Genomic DNA, 18615 nt, shown 5'->3' on the forward strand with positions numbered 1-18615 from the left:
GAGCAAGTTGCTTATTTAAAACAGCAATTGGTATTACAGCGATAATCCCAAGGTGGTACTTTATGAAAAAACTCGATAAGATATTTGAGCCAAAGATTGCACTGCCCTTGATAACATTAATTGCTGTAGTGTTTAGAGTGATTCCATTGAGATACAAGTATCTTTTTGGTTATGATCCCTACTTTCATTTGGCTTACATTGAGGAGAGCTTGAAAGCCGGAGAGTGGATCAATTTTTTGACGATTGCAGGCGGGCCTTGGGGCTTTTTAATTAAAAACTTTCATCCATTGGGATTATGGATGGTTCCTGCTGATGTTTATAAAATTTTGAAGATTTTCGGAGTCTCCCTCTATGATGCGTTCAGAATAACTCCAGTAATTTTTGGAGTTCTAACGATAGTTTTCTTTTATCTGGCTATGCTCAATTTCTATGGGAAAAGAGAGGCTTTCTTTTCAGCATTGTTTTTGTCTATAATGTTTGGACACGTTTTCAGGTCAATGGCAAACTACTATAGGGGAGATAACTACATGCTCTTCTGGTATTCAGTTGCTTTATTTGGAGTTTCTTTGGCAATAAAGTATGCGAACATAGAAGGGTGGAGATATAAGAGATTTGCTTTTTACTTGATTCCCACTTTTGCTAGTGGCTTGGCTGCAATATTCTGGCAGGCGTATTATCCAATTTTTGTGTTTCTTCTTGGAAACGCTGTTCTTTTGGCTTTTGGGGCTTTTATTCTGGGAAAGGATAAATATTTGCTTGACTCTGCAGTTTTGACCCTTTCAACGGCTTTTGGAGCTCTTCTAGCCAATTATTTGGGTGGATATTTTGGATATGGAATGCTTGGGGGAAATAGATGGCTGGCTAAAAAAACTGCAGAAAACCTTGGAATAGAATTGGGTGCAATTAAAGATGTTTATCTTGCAGTTCATCTTAAATACCTTGTTCCTTTAGCTCTTGCTGGAATTTTTGCATTGTTTTCGCTTTCAAGAATTGTAAAGGAGAAAAAGCAGAGGGCTCTGATAGTGATCATACTTTCGATCATTGGAGTCTTTGTGCTCTTCATGAGGTTTGAGGCGCTTAAAGAGCTCTCCTCCGGATTTGGAATTCTTAGAGAAGCACCTATTCTTGAGACTCAGCATTCAACATTTAGCGACCTTTGGGCAGCTTATAATATTTTGGTGTTTTTGTGTCCGTTGTTTGTCCTCCGCTTTATTCCAAAGAGAGTTAAGCTTTCTGATTTTGTTCTCTTGGGTGTCATTGCTCCAAGCCTCTATATGTTGTATACTTGGACAAGGTTTTTGTTCATAGGCTCCCTTGCTATAGCAGCTATGGCCGGGCTTGGGTTGATTTCTCTTCATGATAATCTTTATCCCATATTAAAGTCAAAATTAGATGATAGGAAGGTATTAGCCCTTTCATTATCTCTGCTTGTTGTGGTACCTATAATAAGTGCTGGTTTGGGATTTGAGAGAGTTTACGCGGAAAAGCCGCTGATAAATGACCACTGGGTTCAGGCTTTAACTTGGCTGAAGGACAACTCTAATGAAAATGATGTTGTTTTAGCCTGGTGGGATTATGGACACTGGGTAACTTATTATGCAAGAAGGTCTCCCATTGCTCAAGGAGGGCCAAGCAAATGGGTTGCTTTGTATTATCTTGGGAAAGTTAATGCAAATCAATTGATGGCTCGTGGAGTTGACTATGTTATTGTATCCTACGACACTGCCATTAAGTTCGGGGCAATTTTGGATACGGCTAATGTTTTAAAAGAAGGTCATTTCCTTATGATTTTACCGTTGGTTTCAAAAGTTGGAGCGTTGATATTCCAGCAAGGGCAGTATACCATAACAGCAAGGCCTGGAAAAGAGTGGAGCATATTAATTAACACTGGAACTGCAGTGTTTTCTCCTAAAGAGGCTTTCTTGGAGTATAGGGGTAGTATTACAAAGCTCAATACCACAGCAAAAAACACTGCTGATGCCTATGTTTATTTGAATTTGAACTATGGCTATGCCGTCTTAATGAGCGAAAAAACATTCAACACTACTTTAGCCAAGCTTATGTTCACAAATGAATATTCAGGAGATTACCAGCTGGTATATTCTGATGGCGGCTATATCAAGGTATTCAAGTTCAAGCATCCTAATGTTGCAGTTGAGCAGACGGAGAATGAGATAATATTCAAGTTTGAAAACGCCATTGGAACTGGTTTAGGTGTTTTTGGATATTTAGAGAATGGAACAAAAGTCTTTGAAAAATGGTATCCAGTAAAAGGTAAGACAGAGTTCATACTGCCGAAGGATCAAGTTAATGGAACTGTGATAAGGTATGCCTACGCTGAAGGAAAGAAAATTGTTGATAGAGGAGTGTTTAGAAAAGAGTGAAGCTTTTAATGTTTTGTTAAAAATATAATACGGTGGGTTAGAGATGAAGGCGTTAATCCTTTCGGGTGGTCATGGGACCAGACTTAGACCTTTAACATATTCCCAGCAGAAACAATTAATTCCAGTTGCAAACAAACCGGTTTTGTTTTATGCAATTGAAGACGTTATTGAGGCAGGAATCCACGACATTGGGATTATTGTTGGGCCAAACGCTGAGCAGGTTAAGAAGACTGTTATGAGTGTTGACTGGGACGCTAACATTGAATTCATTTATCAAGGAGATCCCCTTGGATTAGCTCATGCAATAAAAGTTGCAAGGGATTATCTGGGTGACGATGATTTTGTGATGTATCTTGGCGACAACATTCTCAGGGAAGGTATTGTAAGGCATTTAGAGCACTTTAAGAAAGGAAACTTTGATGCAAGCATTTTGCTCTGTGAGGTTGATAATCCCCAGAGATTTGGAGTGGCTGAGCTGAGTGAAGATGGAAAGACAATAAAACGCTTGATTGAAAAGCCAAAAGTTCCACCAAGTAATTTGGCTTTGGTGGGGATATATTTCTTCAAACCAATTATTCATGAAGCAGTGAAGCATTTAAAGCCATCTTGGCGTGGAGAGCTTGAAATCACTGATGCAATTCAGTGGCTTATTGATCACGGCTATAAAGTTGGCTGGACAAAGGTCACCGGCTGGTGGAAAGATACAGGAAAGCCAGAGGACATCTTAGATGCAAACAGATTGATTTTGGACGACATTGAGAGGGACATAAGAGTAGAAACCAAAGCAAAAATTATTGGAAGAGTAGTCATTGAGGAAGGAACTGAAATTGATGAAAATACTGTCATCAAAGGCCCAGCAATAATTGGAAAGAACTGTAAGATTAGAAATGCCTACATTGGGCCCTACACGAGCATTGGAAATAACTGTGTTATTGAAAATACTGAGATTGAAGATTCAGTAATCTTAGAAGGAAGTGAAATTAGATGTGGTGGTAGAATAGTTGAAAGCTTAATCGGGAGAAATGTGAAGATTTTAGAGCAGAACAATCACCCAATTGGAAGAAGATTAATAATTGGAGACAATTCACAATTGACGCTTTGAGGTGAAAGCATGAAAATATTAGTAACTGGTGGTGCAGGATTCATTGGGAGCAATTTCATACATTACATTTTAGAAAAGCACAAAGACTGGGAAGTGATAAATCTAGATAAGCTTGGCTACGGTTCAAACTTGGCAAATTTGAAAGATATCGAAGACGATGAAAGGTATACATTCATTAAAGGAGATATAAACGATTTTGAGCTTGTTAAAGGGCTTATAAAGAAGGTTGACGCTGTTGTGAACTTCGCAGCCGAATCACATGTCGACAGGAGCATTTCAAACCCATATGCATTTATTGAGAGCAACGTTCTTGGTGTGTACACCATTCTGGAAGCCATAAGGAAAGAAAATCCAGAGATAAAAGCCGTTTTTGTCTCGACAGACGAAGTCTACGGAGATATAGAGGAAGGTTCCTTCACTGAAGAGGATAGATTAATGCCTTCTTCACCATATTCGGCAAGCAAAGCTGCAGGTGATATGTTAGTTTTGGGCTACGCAAGGACTTACAATCTGAATGCTTCAATAACGAGATGCACCAACAACTACGGCCCTTATCAGTTCCCTGAAAAACTCATTCCAAAGACTATAATAAGGGCGAGTATGAATCTCAAGGTTCCCATCTATGGCACAGGCCAAAACGTTAGGGACTGGCTCTACGTTCTGGATCACTGCGAGGCAGTTGAGCTCGTCTTGGAGAAAGGTGAAAAGAGAGAAGTTTACAACATTTCAGCTGGAGAAGAGAAGACCAACCTTGAGGTCGTGAAAACCATCTTAAGGCTTATGGGCAAGGATGAGGATTTAATTGAGTTCGTTGAAGACAGACCCGGCCACGATATACGCTATAGCCTTGATTCAACTAAGATTAGGGAACAGCTTGGCTGGAAACCAAAGCACAAGTTCAGGGAAGGAATCAAAAAGACTGTTGAGTGGTATCTCAGCAATGAGTGGTGGTGGAAGCCTTTAGTTAATGAAAAAGTTCTCCATCCAACGCCGTGGAAGCTGAGGTGGTAATTGAGAAATTTAAATGTAAGATCTTAACTAAGATATGTACGGTGAGAGAAGTGCTCATCATTGTTGAGGCTGTTTATGAAAATGGCGTCTTTAAGCCTCTAAAAAAAGTAAAGCTAAAAGATGGCCAAAAAGTCAAAATTAGAATTGAGTTAGATGTATCTAAGTATTATGGAGCATTCGGAAAAGCTTCTGTAAAAGAATTAAAAGAACTAGAAGATGAGGCCCAAATACAATCTAAGCCTTAAATCTAAGCTCCATGAAATGGTAGACATTGAAAAAGGGGAGGAAAACGAACAGAAAGAAAATAAAAGAGTGCATTGAAGCCGTTAAAGCAGTGGAGAAGTTAAATAAGCTCCTTAATGCGGTAGATTTAGATGAAGTCAAAAAGGAAGCCGAAGGATTTAGGAAAAAGTTCAAGCTCAGAGATTTTTGCTTGTTGACACTTTAGTCTTGATTATCCATTGAAGTTAAGAAGTTGGTGATAAAAATGCCATTCGAGTTCAAAAGGTTGGAAATTCCAGATGTGATTTTAATTAAGCCTAGGGTCTTTGAGGATGAGAGAGGCTTCTTTATGGAGACTTACAAAAAGCCTGACTTTGAAAAAGCTGGAATAAAGGGAGAATTTGTTCAGGATAACCACTCAAAGTCTAAGTATGGTGTTCTTAGAGGTTTGCACTTTCAGAAGGAGCCTTATGCTCAGGCAAAGATTGTTCGCTGTATAAGGGGAGTTATCTATGATGTTGCCGTCGATTTAAGGAAAAATTCACCAACCTTTGGGAAATATGTTGGCGTTATTCTTTCAGAGTTCAATAAATACCAGCTTTACATTCCTAGGGGCTTTGCTCACGGGTTTGTTGTGCTAAGTGATGTTGCCGAAGTGGTTTATAAGGTGGATAACGTTTATGCTCCAGATTATGAAGGGGGCTTAATCTGGAATGATCCCGATGTGAATATTCACTGGCCAGTTGAAAATCCAATAGTTTCCCCGAAAGACCAGAGATGGCCAACTTTGAGGGAGTTAATTGAGAGGGATGAGCTGTTTTAGGTGACTCAAAATATTTATATATTTGTAATACGATAGTGTATTCGGGTGTCGTATATGGAAGTTGTCAGCTTTAGGATTCCTCATGAGCTTAAGAAGAAGATGAAAGATGTTGACATTAATTGGAGTGAGGAAATTAGGAAATTTATTGAAGCCAAAGTTAGGGAATACAGGAAAAAGAAGGCCTTGGAGGAAATTGACATGATGCTTGCAAACTTACCAAAAACCGAAAAGGGAACTGCGAGAAAGTACGTGAGGGAGGACCGTGATAGTAATTGATGCATCCTCTCTCGCTAAATATATCCTAAGAGAAGAGAACTGGAAAAGGGTTAGAGAATACCTACTGGATGATTCATATTCTCTAACATTGGCTTTAGCTGAAGTCTCAAACGCCATCTGGAAGCATCATGTGCTGTACAAGGTAATATCGAACAAAGAAGTTGGAATAATGTTTGAAGCCTTGAAAAAGCTCAAAGAGGATGTTGTAATTTTTGAGCCATTTGAAGATTACCTTGGAGATGCCGTGAAGATAGCAATTGGTGGGAAGATTCCAATTTATGATGCGCTCTATTTAGCTCAGGCAAAGAAATATGGCAGTCTTTTAACAAGTGATGAAAAACAGTGGAAAATTGCAAAAAAGCTTGGAATCAAAGCAGAATATGTAGAATAGCAGTATCTTGTGGTTAAGGGATAATTGGGAAATGGTGGAGAAACTCTCTCATAAACTCATAAAACTTTTTATCTCCTCAGATGTTAATACTTGTGGAGGTGAGAGTATGGGTAAGGTCGTAATTACTCTCAACGTTCCGGATGGTATGGAGGATGTTGTTAAGTCCTTCCTTGAGAGAGAGGCAAGGTTAATTATGAAAAGGCTTTCAAGGGCTGATTTTAGGAGTACATTTGGGATTTTAAAGGGAAAAAGGAAAAGCGTTGATGAAATTGAGGCTGATATTTATGACGAGTGGGAAGTTTAGGTTCTTCATTGACAGCAATGTTATACTGAATTATTTTTATGGAGATGAGAACGCGAGAGAAATAATAGAGATTGCAGAAAATGCTGGTGAGATTTTCATAAATGGAATTGTTTTAACTGAAGTTTCAATAAGATATTTGAAGGATGAAACTGGTGAGAAAAGCTACACTTTGAAGCACAAACCGGAACTCGTTAAAAACGTTGATAAAAGCCCGCTTTATGCAGTTCTCGGCAAGTTTTTGTATCTTCCAGATAATGTGCTTATTGGAGAAGATGCAGTGACATTAATGGATATTTACGGTATTCTGCCCAACGATGCTATAATTTTAGCTACCTGCAAGTTTTATGGGATTAAGTATTTGATATCATTTGACAGTGACTTTAGAGATGCGTGTAGAAGGGAAGGAATTATACTAATTGAAAGCAAAGAAAAGCTGGATGAAATTATCAAATCTGGTGACTCAAAATGAAAGTTGCAGTAATTGGGGCAAACGGCCAGTTGGGAACGGATTTAGTTGAAGTCTTTGGGGAAGAAGCAATTCCTTTGACTCATAAAGATTTAGATGTTACAGACTTTGAGAGCTTAAGGATTTTGAAAGAGCTTAAGCCCGATGTTATAATTAATACCGCTGCGTATGTTAGGGTTGACGATGCCGAACTTTATCCAGAGAAAGCGTTTCAAGTTAATGCAATTGGAGCTTTAAACGTTGCAAAAATTGCTAATGAAATTGATGCTGTTAATGTTTACATCAGCACAGATTACGTTTTTGACGGAACTAAGGGAGAGCCTTATACTGAGGAAGATGTTCCAAATCCGCTGAATGTTTATGGGCTCAGCAAATATGTCGGGGAAATCTTTACGAGGAATTATTCTAAAAAGTACTATATCATCAGGGTTGCCAGTCTTTATGGAAAAGCCGGAGCGAGCGGGAAAGGAGGAAACTTTGTCGAGTGGGTCATCGAGAAGGCGAAGCGCGGAGAAGAGCTTAAAATTGTGGATGATCAATTTATGAGCCCAACTTATACTAAGGATGTTGCCAGAACATTGAAGAAGTTCTTGGAGCTTAAGCCAGAGTTTGGAGTCTATCACATGGCCAATGAAGGCTACTGCTCTTGGTATGAATTTACAAGAGCAATATTTGAGATTTTAGGATGGGAGGTTGAAGTGAAGCCAATAAAATCAAGTGAGCTGAAGAGACTGGCAAAGAGGCCGAGGTTTTCAGCATTGAAGAATGAAAAGCTGGAAAAAATTGGGCTCAAAATGAAACGTTGGGAGGGGGCTTTAGAAGAGTATTTAGAGGAGAAAGGATATCTCTAGATGTCTTTGGACGAAATGATCTGCCCCTTAAACCCCGTTTTTATTTCTTTATCTCGGTGCTTCGCGCTGCACGTATTATATGGATGCTGTGAGATGCGTGAGGTCTTTAACTTTGGAGGAAGAAAGTTTGACATTTTTATTTTGAAAGCCTCACTCTTCAGGAGCAGACCAGAGCGACATCTCCTCAATTGATATTGATTTTCTTGCAAGAGCTGAAAGCTTTGAGGAGAAACTCTTTGAGAGACGGCTGAAGGAGCTTGAGGAAATTATTAACGGCTGAATAAGTTAAATGTGAAGCCTATGAATGGAGCAAGTTAGCTCCCACAATGCTTATTAATATGGTTGCATTATCCTAACATGGTGATATTATTATGAGCATGGAAGTCAAGCGGATTGATAGTCAGGGTAGAATTGTTTTACCAAAAGAGTGGCGGAAAAGGTGGGGTAATGAGGTAATTCTAATTGAATTCGAGGATAGGATAGAGATTTTACCAAGGAGGAGGCCAAAACTTTCAGAGTTCTTCGATATAATCGAAGTGGAAAATATTGGGAAAGATGTTGAAAAAGAACTTTTGAAAGAACTTGCGGGGGGCTATGAATGAGATTCATTGACAGCAATGTTTTTCTTTATGCAATGATAAAGCCAAAAGGGAACACAAGTAAGGACATTCTTAACAAGAAAGAAAAAGCCAAAAAGATCCTTCTAAGGGTCGAAGATGGAGAGGATGTTGTGACAACATTGATACACTTAGGTGAGATTGCAAACATCCTGGAGGCAAAGGTAAATCTCACAACTGCGGTAAGATTTCTAGAAAACCTACTCCTCGCTGAAAATGTTAAAATTCTCCCTGTATCTGTGGAGGAATATTTGAAAGCAGTTCTGTTTTCTAAAGAAAAAGGAATAAGTGTAAATGACGCCCTAGCTTATCTCAAAATGAAAGAACTCAACATTAAAGAAATATACACGTTTGACAGACATTTTCAGAACTTAAACGTTGAGGTGATCCAAGAGTAGAAGAGATTTAAGCGAGCTTGTTGAGAAGGGTATTTTGATGAGAGTTGGAAAAGGCAAAAGAGGAGTAAAATGTGTGATTCAAATGATGCAAAAATGAAGCAAGAATGATGCAAAAGATGCAAAAAAGGTGAACCTTATGAGTGAAGCAAGTCAAGCTCCGCAAAATCTGTCCAGAAAACCAAAAGTGTTATATATAATACTTTCTAATTTTTAGACATGAAAGCCCTATCGAAAATGGAGGTTAGAGTACTTTTGAAACTTAGGGGGGAAAGGAGCGTAAGTGAGCTGGCTGATGAACTGGGATTGTCACTCTCTCGAACCTCGGCACTTGTAGCATCCCTTGAAAGAAAGGGTTTGATAAAGACTGAAAAAAGAGGCAGGCATAGAATAGTATCGTTAAGTGATGCAAAAGCCGCAGAGCTTTTTAAAAGATTAGTTTCCAAGTTCGGTCATATGCATCTTGAGGAAATCCTGAGCGGGAAGAATCTCCCCCTTCTTGCAGTTCTCACAACTGCCCCTTTAAGTGCCCATGAGCTCTGCATAAAGAGCAACCTTTCAAGAAGCACTTTCCACCACGTAATTAACAAGCTCTCTAATTACGGTATCATTGGGAAGAAAGATGAAAAGTATTTTCTAGTGGAGAGATATGGCCTGTTCCATGAGTTTGCGGAGGAATTTTATGAGTTGCAAAATTCTATCAAGGCAAGGGAGTTCTCTGAGGATTCCGCTGTAGTGTGGAGCGGAGTTGGGGAGTTCATTCTATCAACGGAAGAGTACAGGGGGAAAGATGTTGGTAACTTTCATCTAACTGGGGTTGAGAGGTTCAGCGATTTTGGGATGGAGCTTATTGGAACTGGGCGATACCACTACTATTATTCTGATAAGGCAAAGGAGCTTTCCTTGGAAGATGTTATTGTGCATGCGTTGCTAATTGATTTCAGCCCAAGAACAATTTTGTATTCAATCGTCCTCTTGCTAGCGTATAGGGATAAAATAAATCAAAAGAAGCTTTTTAATCTTGGTAGAAAATACGATGTCAGCGTGAGCGAATTGTTGAAATACCTCAAGGGCAAAGAGGTTGAAAGATACCCCCATCCCTCTATGGAGGAAGTGAAAGAAATCTTCAAAATGTACTTTGGTGAAGGGAAGTGGGTGCAGTAACCAGGGAAATGATAATAGCTGAATTTCACCTGCTGGAGGAGAAGGCAAAGCTGCTTAACCTTGAACCAATAAGAGTTTATCTTATCGGCGGTGGAAATCTGGCTCTCAGAGGGCTTAAAAGTGCGACAAAGGATATTGACCTCGTGGTAACAAACAGGGGCTGTTTCATAGATAGCAACAAACGAAACATTTAAATACTTTCCACACATAATCATAATTAGGGAAGTGATGATGAGGCTTTATAGGACTGGTGAAGTTGCGAAGAGGCTTGGAGTTTCAACAATGACAATACGGCGTTGGATTAAAGCGGGGAAAATAAAGGCATACCAAATTGGGAAAGAGTTTAGAATTCCAGAAAGTGAAGTCCTGAGGCTCCTCGAAGGTAAACTCCCCGACAAGGTCGTCATCTACGCTAGAGTCTCAAGCAGAGACCAGAAAGAAGACCTTGAGAGACAAGTAGAATACCTCAAAAACTACTGCTCCACCAAAGGCTACCAAGTGGTGAAAATCCTCACGGACATATCTTCCGGCTTGAATGAAAACAGAAAAGGCTTGAAACAGCTCTTCAAACTCGTGGAGAGTGGAGAGATAACCAAAGTGATAATAACCTATAGGGACAGGCTCACCCGCTTTGGATTCAAATACCTCGAACAATACTTCAACTCTCATGGTGTTGAGATTGAAGTAATCTTTGATGATGAGGAGAAGACACCAGAGAAAGAGCTGGTTGAAGACCTTTTGGCCATTGTTACTTCCTTCGCCGGAAAGCTCTATGGTATGCGTTCTCATAAGAAAAAACGCCTCGTTGAGGCGGTAAAGAATGCCCTTCGAGACGATTAAACTGACCGCCAAGTTCAAACTCAAGGAAATACCTAATGGGTTAGATGGCCTCTTCCTCACTTATCGTGAGATTGTGAATTTTCTAATCTCTTACGCTTTTGAGAACAACGTTACAAGCTTTAAACGGCTTAAAAAAGAGACTTACAAAAGCCTTCGCAGGGAATATTCAGAACTACCAAGCCACTACCTTTACACGGCTTGTCAAATGGCCACGTCAATTTACAAGAGTTATCGGAAGAGAAGGCGGAAGGGAAAAGCCATGGGGGAGCCATTGTTCAAGAAGGATGTGATAATGCTTGATGACCATCTCTTCAAACTCGACCTTGAAAATAGAGTAATCAAAATCTCCACTCCAAAGGGTAGGCTTGTGCTAGAGTTCTATCCTTCAAAGCACCACGAGAAGTTTAGAGATTGGAGGGTTGGGCAGGCTTGGCTAGTCAAAAACTCGAAAGGTGTTTTCATCAACGTAGTCTTTTCCAAAGAGATTGAAATTGGAGAGCCTAAAGCCTTCATTGGTATTGATTTGAACGAAAATAATGTTACGCTCAGCCTTCCAAATGGGGAATTTGTTCAAATAATAACTCACGAGAAGGAAATTAGGACAGGTTATTTTGTAAAGAGAAGGAAGATTCAGAAGAAGTTGAGGGCTGGAAAGAAGAGAAAAGAGCTTTTGGAGAAGTATGGCGAGAGGGAGAGAAACAGGCTGAACGACCTTTACCACAAATTAGCCAACAAAATCGTCGAGTTGGCGGAGAAGTATGGTGGTATTGCTCTGGAAGATTTAACTGAAATCAGGGATTCAATAAGGTATTCGGCTGAAATGAATGGTCGTTTGCACCGCTGGAGTTTTCGCAAACTCCAGTCAATTATCGAATACAAGGCTAAACTAAAAGGAATAAAAGTTGTTTTTGTTAATCCTGCTTACACTTCCTCCCTGTGCCCGGTATGTGGGGGTAAGTTAAGCCCGAATGGGGGCAGGGTTTTGAATTGTTCAAACTGTGGTTTTGAAGCCGACCGTGATGTGGTTGGAAGTTGGAATATTCGTTTGAAAGCCTTGAAGATGTGGGGAGTTTCCGTTCCCCCCGAAAGCCCCACGATGAAGATGGGAGTGGGGAAGGTTAGCCGTAACGACATTTACAAACTTTACGCAAGTTACGGCTAACCAGAACGGCAATCTTCTCTTCTGGAGGCTCTTCTGGAAACTCCTGTACCAGAACTTCCAGTCTACTTGAGGCAGTATCGTTCTCAATGGGACTACGATCTGGGGATGAGTGCTAGGTATATTCATCCCTTACATGGGTTCAACCTTGATGTTTTTGTCAGGAGAGTTCTCAACAAGCTGCACCTATCCGGAGACATGGTTTCAAGGGCTTGAAGTTCCTGAAGGTTTTGAATCTCACGAGTTCTTTGAAGTTTATCTTGTTTCAAAAGAGGATATTTTCCTGTTTAAAAGTGTGACTTCGATGGAAAGGGTGAGGGACATTGAGGATTTGATTGCACTTGTTGAAACCGGGCTGGACTATGAGATAGTCATTCAGGAGATTGAAAACCAGCTTTCCATGGATGAATCACTTAAGCATATAATTCCGTTAATGATACACCGTGTTGACCTTTTAATGCAACAGATTGGAGCTGTAAAAGGACTTATGCATCTCAAAGAATATTTGAGGGAGATATGTGGTGAACTTTATGAGTGAGGCGAGCCAGGCTTTACAGAGGATTGCTAGAGGAACGGGATGGTTTTGCCTGTTATACTGAAAAAAACTTATTAACTGATCACTCCATCAAAATGTTAGGTGAACTGTATGAATGTTAATGACCTGATTAGGGAAGGTGAGAGCGAGACTCTGGAGTTTAAACGAGAACTGAATGATTCTGTGTATAAGACGCTGTCGGCATTTGCTAATACTGCTGGAGGAATTCTGCTCCTCGGTGTTAGCAATGATGGTAAAGTTTTTGGTTTTTCTGGAGACTTGGACAGCTTAGCTAGGTCAATAAGGCACAATCTTGGAATAAATCCCTCCATAAAGGTTGAAGAGATTGATGGAAAGAACGTTGTTACCATTGAAGTTTCTAAATCACCCGTCCCAATTTCATTTAAGGGAAGGTATTATAAAAGGGTTGGAGCTCAGACCGTTGAGATGGGCTGGGAGGATTTGCAGGGATTCTTTCTTCAGAAATCTGGAGTTACGTGGGATTCTCTGCCATCTCCTGCGACGCTGGAAGATTTAGACGAGGAAACTATCAGAAAGTTTGTTCATATGGCTAGAAATAGGTTGCCATACATCAATGAAAACGAGGACGTTGAGTCAATTCTCGATAAGCTGGGGCTTTTGGAAGATGGGAAGATAACCAACGCTGCGCTACTGCTCTTCGGAAAAGAGCCGCAGAGGTATTATATCCAAGCTAAGGTCAGAATAGGGCGCTTTAAGGATCCGGTAACAATTATAGATGATAAGGAGATTGAGGGGAATCTCTTTACCCAGGTTGAAGAAGCAATGAAGATTATAATGGGCCATATTGGAGTCAGGTATGAGTTTGAGGGGGAGCTGAGGAGAAAGGAAATTTGGGATTATCCTTTGGATGCCCTCAGGGAGGCCATAATAAACGCCCTGATTCACAGGGACTACACCGACCCGAGCAACGTGCAGATTAAAATCTTTGATGACTTCATCTGGATCTGGAATCCCGGGGAACTGCCTCCTGGAATTGTTATTGAAGATTTAAAAAAGGAAACACATCCTTCCAAGCTGAGAAACCCCAAAATTGCTCAGGTTTTCTACTATGCCGGACTGATCGAGAGGTGGGGGACGGGGACGTTTAAGATAGTTCGCCTCTGTTTGCAGAACGGCCTGCCTGAGCCTGAGTTTAGTGAAGAGGCTGGAGGTTTCGTTGTCCTTTTGAGGAAGGACATTTATACTGAAGATTACCTGAGAAAGCTGGGTTTGAATGACAGACAAATTAAAGCAGTGCTCTATGTGAAGGAGAAGGGGAGGATTACAAATAAGGAGTACCAGGAGTTGTTTGGAGTATCAGAGGCTACGGCTACTAGGGATTTAAAAGAACTGGTTAAAAGAGGAATATTTGAAAAAATCGGAGTGACTGGAAAGGGTACTTATTACAAATTAAAGTCCTCAAAGCCATCATAATGCCATCACAAAGCCATCATAGTTGAAGGTGAAATCCATGAGCGAAGCAAGCCAGGCACTGCAGAAGATTGCAAGAGGAACGGGGATTGTCTTTGCTGGAACAATTATTTCAATGCTCTTTGGGTTTTTAAGCAGGACAATTATAGCCAGGTATTTTACGACTTCCGAATATGGTGTGTTTAATCTGGCCTTAACTGTTTTGAACATTGCTCTTGTAGTAGTCACATTGGGGTTTCCGAATTCTCTTCCTAGAGAAATCGCCTTTTATAAAGAAAGAGAGCCTTCGAGAGTTAGGGATCTGATTTCAACGGCTTTGATAATTGTGGCATTGAACAGTTTAATTTGGACAATAGTTTTAATTCTTGAAGCAGAGAACATTTCCCAAGTTTTCAATGAAGAAAGATTAGTTTACGCTCTAAAAATAGTGGCTTTTGCACTGCCGTTTTCTGCTTTGACTGGAATGATAATTTCTATTTCGAGAGGATTTCGGAGGGTTAGAGAACAAGTGTATTTCCAAAACATAGTTTATCCTATATTGTGGTTAATACTCGTTTTATCTTTGGTCATCTTTAACCTTCCGTTTGCTTCTATATTTTATGTTTATCTCCTTGCTCAATCTCTGAAATTTTTTGCTTTATTCTTCGAAGTTTACAGAATTAAACTCTTTGAGCTTAAGTTTTCTTTTGATTTAAAGCTTGGAAAAGAATTAATTATCTTTTCTCTCCCGCTCATGTTTGTTGGGATACTGAATTTTTTAATGACATGGACGGATACGCTGATGCTTGGTTATTATAAATCTTCCAAAGTAGTCGGCCTTTACAATGCTGCTTCTCCTTTAGCAAGACTAATACCCATATTCTTAAATTCAGCTGCGTTTCTTTATCCCCCTATTGTATCCCAGCTTTATGCTCAGGGCAAGATAAATGAAATGAAAAGGACTTATCAAATTCTCACTAAGTGGATATTTTTATTAACGCTCCCAATCTTCAGCGTGATGTTTCTCTTCCCCGAGGCTACTATATTATTCATTTTTGGAGAAAAATATGTTTCAGCGGCTCCAGCGCTTCAAATTTTGGCTTTGGGCTTTATGTTCCACACTTTTTTAGGATTGAATGGGTTGAGCTTAGTTATAATAAAGGAAAGTAACTTTATATTGATTTCAAACTTGATCTCCGCTATCCTTAATGTTATTTTGAATGTCGTATTAATTCCAATCCACGGAATAGAAGGTGCTGCTATTGCCACAGCTGTTTCATACTTTGTTGCCAACGTTTTGAATTCTTGGAGACTCTATCAAAAAACAAGGATTCACCCCTTCAGCTGGAACTACGTAAAACCCTTGGTTATCAGCTTTTCTTTCTTACTTTTCCTGCAGAGTTTAAAGTTAAGAATTACAAGTATTTGGTACGCGATGCTAATATTAGCTGTCTTCCTTTTAGTTTGCTTCTTTTTAGTACTTTTGAGTAAGAGCATTGATAAAGAGGATATTGAGCTGTTTTTAGCGATAGAAAAGAAATTGGGGATTGAGATAAGAATAATAAAGAAAATCTTAAGGCGGTTTGTTTAGATTTTGCCTTTTAGTTTTAAGTTTTTAATGGCTTTTTTGAGCTTTTCATCGTCCCATGTACTTTTAGCAAACTTCATGTAATCTTTAATCGTCTTCAACAGACTTCCGGAGATATTATCAAATTTAGAAGCTATATTCATTTTTTCTTGAGGATCTCGTGAAGTATCATACAATTCGATGGACTTTGTTTTGTGATAGTAGTGAAGCTTCCATTTTCCTTTTAGAATTGACACTCTCCATTCATCTAAGCTGATTTTATCAGATATTGAAGTATTAGCTACCTCACTGATAACAACTTTTTCTTTCATTTTAGAATCGATCTTATTTTGATCAAAAAGAGGATTCCCTAACCATTTTGGGCTAATAGGACATCCCAAGGCTTTGGATATAGTGGGTACAATATCTAATTGATCAACAACTTTTCTACATTTCTGCTTTTTCAAGGAAGGGTTACTTATAATCAGTGGAATGTGGAGAAGTTCATTATATAATTTAGGAGTATGTGCTAGGCCGCCATGTTCCATAAATTCGTCTCCATGGTCAGAAACCAAAATTAGCAACGTATCATCTAATAGATCATTTTTTTTGAGGAAAGAAATGAGGTCACCAATATATTCATCAACCCGTTGAATGCCTTCATCATAAAGGTAAATTAAATCCCTCAGAGTATTTTCATCTACGCTATTAGTTTTATCATATATTACGTCAAGAATCAAGGAATTAAGCTTATGGATTTTGCGATGGAAGACTAGGTTTCTTAGTTTGCTTTTATAAAAATACGGGAAGTGCACATCCATATAATGAATCCACAAAAAGAAACGTTTAGTTTTAGCTTTGAGTAGTTGTTTCTTTGCGATTTCATTTAATGTGGAGCCAACTACATACGGAGAAGGCTCCAAAAGGTGTTTTAGAAATTTTAAACCCCGGGAAATTAGAGTACTGGTATGCTCATCTTGGAATCCATCATAGAAATAGTCAAATCCTCTGTTATACCCATAGTAATGACTTAAATAAGGATTTGATGTGATTCCAATAGTATAAATATTATCAATGCAAGATTTTAGTATGGAAGGTAAGTAAGGCCGGTGTTTAGACATTTTCCCGTATCCACCATACATCATAGGGTATGTCGAAGTTAAAATAGCCTGAAAAGAACTCGGAGTTCCGGGACTATTAGCATAAGCATTCCTGAAGAGGATTCCCTGTGATGCTAGTTCATCTATGTTTGGAGTTTCAATATAATAGCCATAAGGCCTTAAATGATCAGCACGTAGACTGTCAATTGTTATTAGGATTACATTTTTGAACATTTAACCACCCCAACTTTGAATATCAGTATCCTGGACTTTATATTAAACTTTCGCTGCTACAAAAATCATCTGATATCCAAAGAAGTTTATATATCGCCTCGTTAACCTTTGCCATAACTTAGAAGTTAATTTTATCTTGTTTATGGCCCATATTGTTAACCTTAAAACTCTAGGGAAATCTGCAATATTAATATTAAAGTCTACCATTTCTATTTTATATCCGGCTTCTTCAAACATTCTTTTAGCAGTATAGTATGTAAAAAATCTTATGTGACCAAAATCCAATGGTCCGACTTCTGAATATTCAAACTTACCTTTTAGCAAATCAAATCGAATTTTCCAATTTGCAACATTGGGAATGGAAGCTATGAGGTATCCATCATGCTTTAAATATCGCTTCAGTTTAATTATCACATCTTTTGGATTGAACAGATGTTCTAACACATCAGCACAAATAATGACATCAAAATATCTTTCCGGATACGGCAAGTCTATCTCTTCAATGTCCCCGATAATAACATCATCCAGAAGTTTCTTAGCTTCTAATCCTGCTTTCTCTGAAATTTCCACCCCATAGACTTTATGCCCCATTTCTTTTAGTTTAGCACCAAAATATCCAGTAGCACAGCCAACATCTAAGATAGTCAGCGGCTTTTTGTTAAGAGCTTCAATAAACTTCAGGATTTTATAATGGCCAGAATATCTACTAAGATTTAGGGAATATATGAGAGCTTTATCCTCATAGTATATTTTAGTTTTCTTCATAGATTTATCCCCCAAAGGATACTACAATGTTCTCTTTTTAGATGTTACCTCTCGTAGTGTGACATAGAGCAAATTTCTCATAGCAAGTATTTTTGTAAAAAACGGGCCAATACCCAAAGCTTTCGCAAAATTTCTCTTTGCATTATCGAGATTTCCAGAGTTAAGTGCAAACATACCCAATGCTAGATAGTCACGGGACAATCCATATTTAATTATGTCATTTTCTGTCAACTTAAGTGACCTTTGCATACCCTTTGACAAATTCTTAAAGAAACTTAGAGCATAAGCTCTAGCTTTGACAGTCATTGTTTCAAAATATTTCACCGTTGTTTGACCCGCATGTCTTCTCCAATAACCCAAAATCTTGTTAATCGGGTGGAATCTACCAACAGTAGCAAGTTCAAGCCATGTTGGGTAATCTACATAGGGTAGGTTAAGTGGTTGCTTAAATCCTCCAATATTCAGCAATGCTTCTTTGCGTACCATAACAGTCACAGCGGGAATAAAATTCCGCAACAATAATTCTCGAAGAATATCACTTTGAGATCCATGAAGGAGCTTATGGGGTATATCCCATGTGGATAAATAATTTCCAGCATTATTAACAATGCCTGCTTTACCCCAGCTTAAAACTACGTTATTATCCCTAAAAGCCTTAATTTGTTGTTTTAATTTATATGCTGGCCAAAAATCGTCTCCTTCTAAAATTGCAATAAGCTCACCATCAGCAAATTTTAATGCTCGGTTGTATGTTTTTTTCAAATTCCATATGCCCCTATTTCTCTGCCTGAGATAATGTATTCGTTCGTTATTGAACTGTTCGACTATTTCGGGAGTTCTATCTGTTGAACCGTCATCTATGATTATCATCTCCCAATGTGGATATGTCTGAGATAGAACACTCTTGATACATTTGGCAATAAATTTCTCATGGTTATATGTGGGAGTTATAATGCTTACTAAAGGCTTAGTCATACA

At 38.9% G+C, this 18615-nt stretch carries 23 protein-coding genes; 20 read left to right on the forward strand and 3 right to left on the reverse strand.

From position 1 onward, the window contains the following. Nucleotides 1-62 precede the first annotated feature (62 nt). From E3E24_RS07005 to E3E24_RS07100, 20 genes are all read left to right on the forward strand, one after another. Nucleotides 63-2384: an STT3 domain-containing protein gene (locus E3E24_RS07005; protein WP_167915759.1), complete on the forward strand. Its 2322-nt coding sequence runs from the start codon at nt 63-65 to the stop codon at nt 2382-2384. A 43-nt stretch (nt 2385-2427) separates the two neighbouring features. Then, complete coding sequence (locus tag E3E24_RS07010; RefSeq protein ID WP_167887327.1) at nt 2428-3486, forward strand: glucose-1-phosphate thymidylyltransferase; 1059 nt, start codon at nt 2428-2430, stop codon at nt 3484-3486. A 9-nt stretch (nt 3487-3495) separates the two neighbouring features. Further along, a complete protein-coding gene (gene rfbB, locus E3E24_RS07015) occupies nt 3496-4497 on the forward strand; it encodes a dTDP-glucose 4,6-dehydratase (protein ID WP_167915760.1) in 1002 nt (333 codons plus the stop codon). 50 nt (nt 4498-4547) lie between these two features. Next, on the forward strand, nt 4548-4742 hold the full coding sequence (locus E3E24_RS12870; protein ID WP_167915761.1) for an antitoxin family protein: 195 nt from the start codon (nt 4548-4550) through the stop codon (nt 4740-4742). 26 nt (nt 4743-4768) lie between these two features. Then, a complete protein-coding gene (locus E3E24_RS07025) occupies nt 4769-4945 on the forward strand; it encodes a hypothetical protein (RefSeq protein WP_167915762.1) in 177 nt (58 codons plus the stop codon). Between the two features lie 39 nt (nt 4946-4984). Then, nucleotides 4985-5542, forward strand: coding sequence for a dTDP-4-dehydrorhamnose 3,5-epimerase (gene rfbC / locus E3E24_RS07030; protein WP_167915763.1), 558 nt, complete (start codon nt 4985-4987; stop codon nt 5540-5542). A gap of 54 nt (nt 5543-5596) precedes the next feature. Beyond that, a complete protein-coding gene (locus E3E24_RS07035) occupies nt 5597-5818 on the forward strand; it encodes a hypothetical protein (RefSeq protein WP_056934772.1) in 222 nt (73 codons plus the stop codon). Further along, nucleotides 5805-6209, forward strand: a complete 405-nt coding sequence (locus E3E24_RS07040; protein WP_167915764.1) for a type II toxin-antitoxin system VapC family toxin — start codon at nt 5805-5807, stop codon at nt 6207-6209. The genes E3E24_RS07035 and E3E24_RS07040 overlap by 14 nt, the downstream gene beginning before the upstream one ends. Before the next feature lie 106 nt (nt 6210-6315). Next, complete coding sequence (locus tag E3E24_RS07045; protein WP_167887321.1) at nt 6316-6513, forward strand: hypothetical protein; 198 nt, start codon at nt 6316-6318, stop codon at nt 6511-6513. Further along, complete coding sequence (locus E3E24_RS07050) at nt 6494-6982, forward strand: type II toxin-antitoxin system VapC family toxin (protein WP_240912231.1); 489 nt, start codon at nt 6494-6496, stop codon at nt 6980-6982. The genes E3E24_RS07045 and E3E24_RS07050 overlap by 20 nt, the downstream gene beginning before the upstream one ends. Continuing rightward, nucleotides 6979-7830 (forward strand): dTDP-4-dehydrorhamnose reductase, encoded by an 852-nt coding sequence (gene rfbD, locus E3E24_RS07055; RefSeq protein WP_167915765.1) that lies wholly within the window; start codon nt 6979-6981, stop codon nt 7828-7830. The genes E3E24_RS07050 and rfbD overlap by 4 nt, the downstream gene beginning before the upstream one ends. A 371-nt stretch (nt 7831-8201) precedes the next feature. Next, complete coding sequence (locus E3E24_RS07060; RefSeq protein WP_167915766.1) at nt 8202-8432, forward strand: AbrB/MazE/SpoVT family DNA-binding domain-containing protein; 231 nt, start codon at nt 8202-8204, stop codon at nt 8430-8432. Next, a complete protein-coding gene (locus E3E24_RS07065; protein WP_167915767.1) occupies nt 8429-8845 on the forward strand; it encodes a type II toxin-antitoxin system VapC family toxin in 417 nt (138 codons plus the stop codon). The genes E3E24_RS07060 and E3E24_RS07065 overlap by 4 nt, the downstream gene beginning before the upstream one ends. A 216-nt stretch (nt 8846-9061) precedes the next feature. Next, the gene (locus tag E3E24_RS07070) at nt 9062-10006 is read left to right on the forward strand and encodes a MarR family transcriptional regulator (protein WP_167915768.1); all 945 of its coding nucleotides are present in this window, start codon (nt 9062-9064) and stop codon (nt 10004-10006) included. A gap of 8 nt (nt 10007-10014) precedes the next feature. Further along, a complete protein-coding gene (locus E3E24_RS07075; protein ID WP_167915744.1) occupies nt 10015-10200 on the forward strand; it encodes a hypothetical protein in 186 nt (61 codons plus the stop codon). A 34-nt stretch (nt 10201-10234) separates the two neighbouring features. Then, nucleotides 10235-10846: an IS607 family transposase gene (locus E3E24_RS07080; RefSeq protein WP_167915769.1), complete on the forward strand. Its 612-nt coding sequence runs from the start codon at nt 10235-10237 to the stop codon at nt 10844-10846. Next, nucleotides 10827-12008 carry an RNA-guided endonuclease TnpB family protein gene (locus E3E24_RS07085; RefSeq protein ID WP_167915770.1) on the forward strand — a complete coding sequence of 394 codons (1182 nt, stop codon included), beginning with the start codon at nt 10827-10829 and terminating at the stop codon, nt 12006-12008. Before E3E24_RS07080 ends, E3E24_RS07085 begins: the two co-directional genes overlap by 20 nt. 154 nt (nt 12009-12162) lie before the next feature. After that, nucleotides 12163-12543: a hypothetical protein gene (locus E3E24_RS07090; protein WP_167915771.1), complete on the forward strand. Its 381-nt coding sequence runs from the start codon at nt 12163-12165 to the stop codon at nt 12541-12543. A gap of 108 nt (nt 12544-12651) precedes the next feature. After that, nucleotides 12652-13995, forward strand: a complete 1344-nt coding sequence (locus E3E24_RS07095) for a helix-turn-helix domain-containing protein (protein ID WP_167915772.1) — start codon at nt 12652-12654, stop codon at nt 13993-13995. Nucleotides 13996-14032: 37 nt separating this feature from the next. After that, nucleotides 14033-15562 (forward strand): flippase, encoded by a 1530-nt coding sequence (locus E3E24_RS07100; RefSeq protein WP_167915773.1) that lies wholly within the window; start codon nt 14033-14035, stop codon nt 15560-15562. Here the strand turns inward: E3E24_RS07100 and E3E24_RS07105 are convergent. From E3E24_RS07105 to E3E24_RS07115, 3 genes are read right to left on the reverse strand one after another with little or no spacing between them, the layout of a single operon-like run. Further along, nucleotides 15559-16872, reverse strand: coding sequence for a sulfatase (locus E3E24_RS07105; RefSeq protein ID WP_167915774.1), 1314 nt, complete (start codon nt 16870-16872; stop codon nt 15559-15561). The genes E3E24_RS07100 and E3E24_RS07105 overlap by 4 nt on opposite strands. A gap of 42 nt (nt 16873-16914) precedes the next feature. After that, nucleotides 16915-17637: a class I SAM-dependent methyltransferase gene (locus E3E24_RS07110; protein WP_167915775.1), complete on the reverse strand. Its 723-nt coding sequence runs from the start codon at nt 17635-17637 to the stop codon at nt 16915-16917. A gap of 21 nt (nt 17638-17658) precedes the next feature. After that, nucleotides 17659-18612 (reverse strand): glycosyltransferase, encoded by a 954-nt coding sequence (locus E3E24_RS07115; RefSeq protein WP_167915776.1) that lies wholly within the window; start codon nt 18610-18612, stop codon nt 17659-17661. Nucleotides 18613-18615 lie beyond the last annotated feature (3 nt).

This window comes from Thermococcus sp. LS2 (genome assembly GCF_012027375.1).
GTDB lineage: Archaea > Methanobacteriota_B > Thermococci > Thermococcales > Thermococcaceae > Thermococcus_B.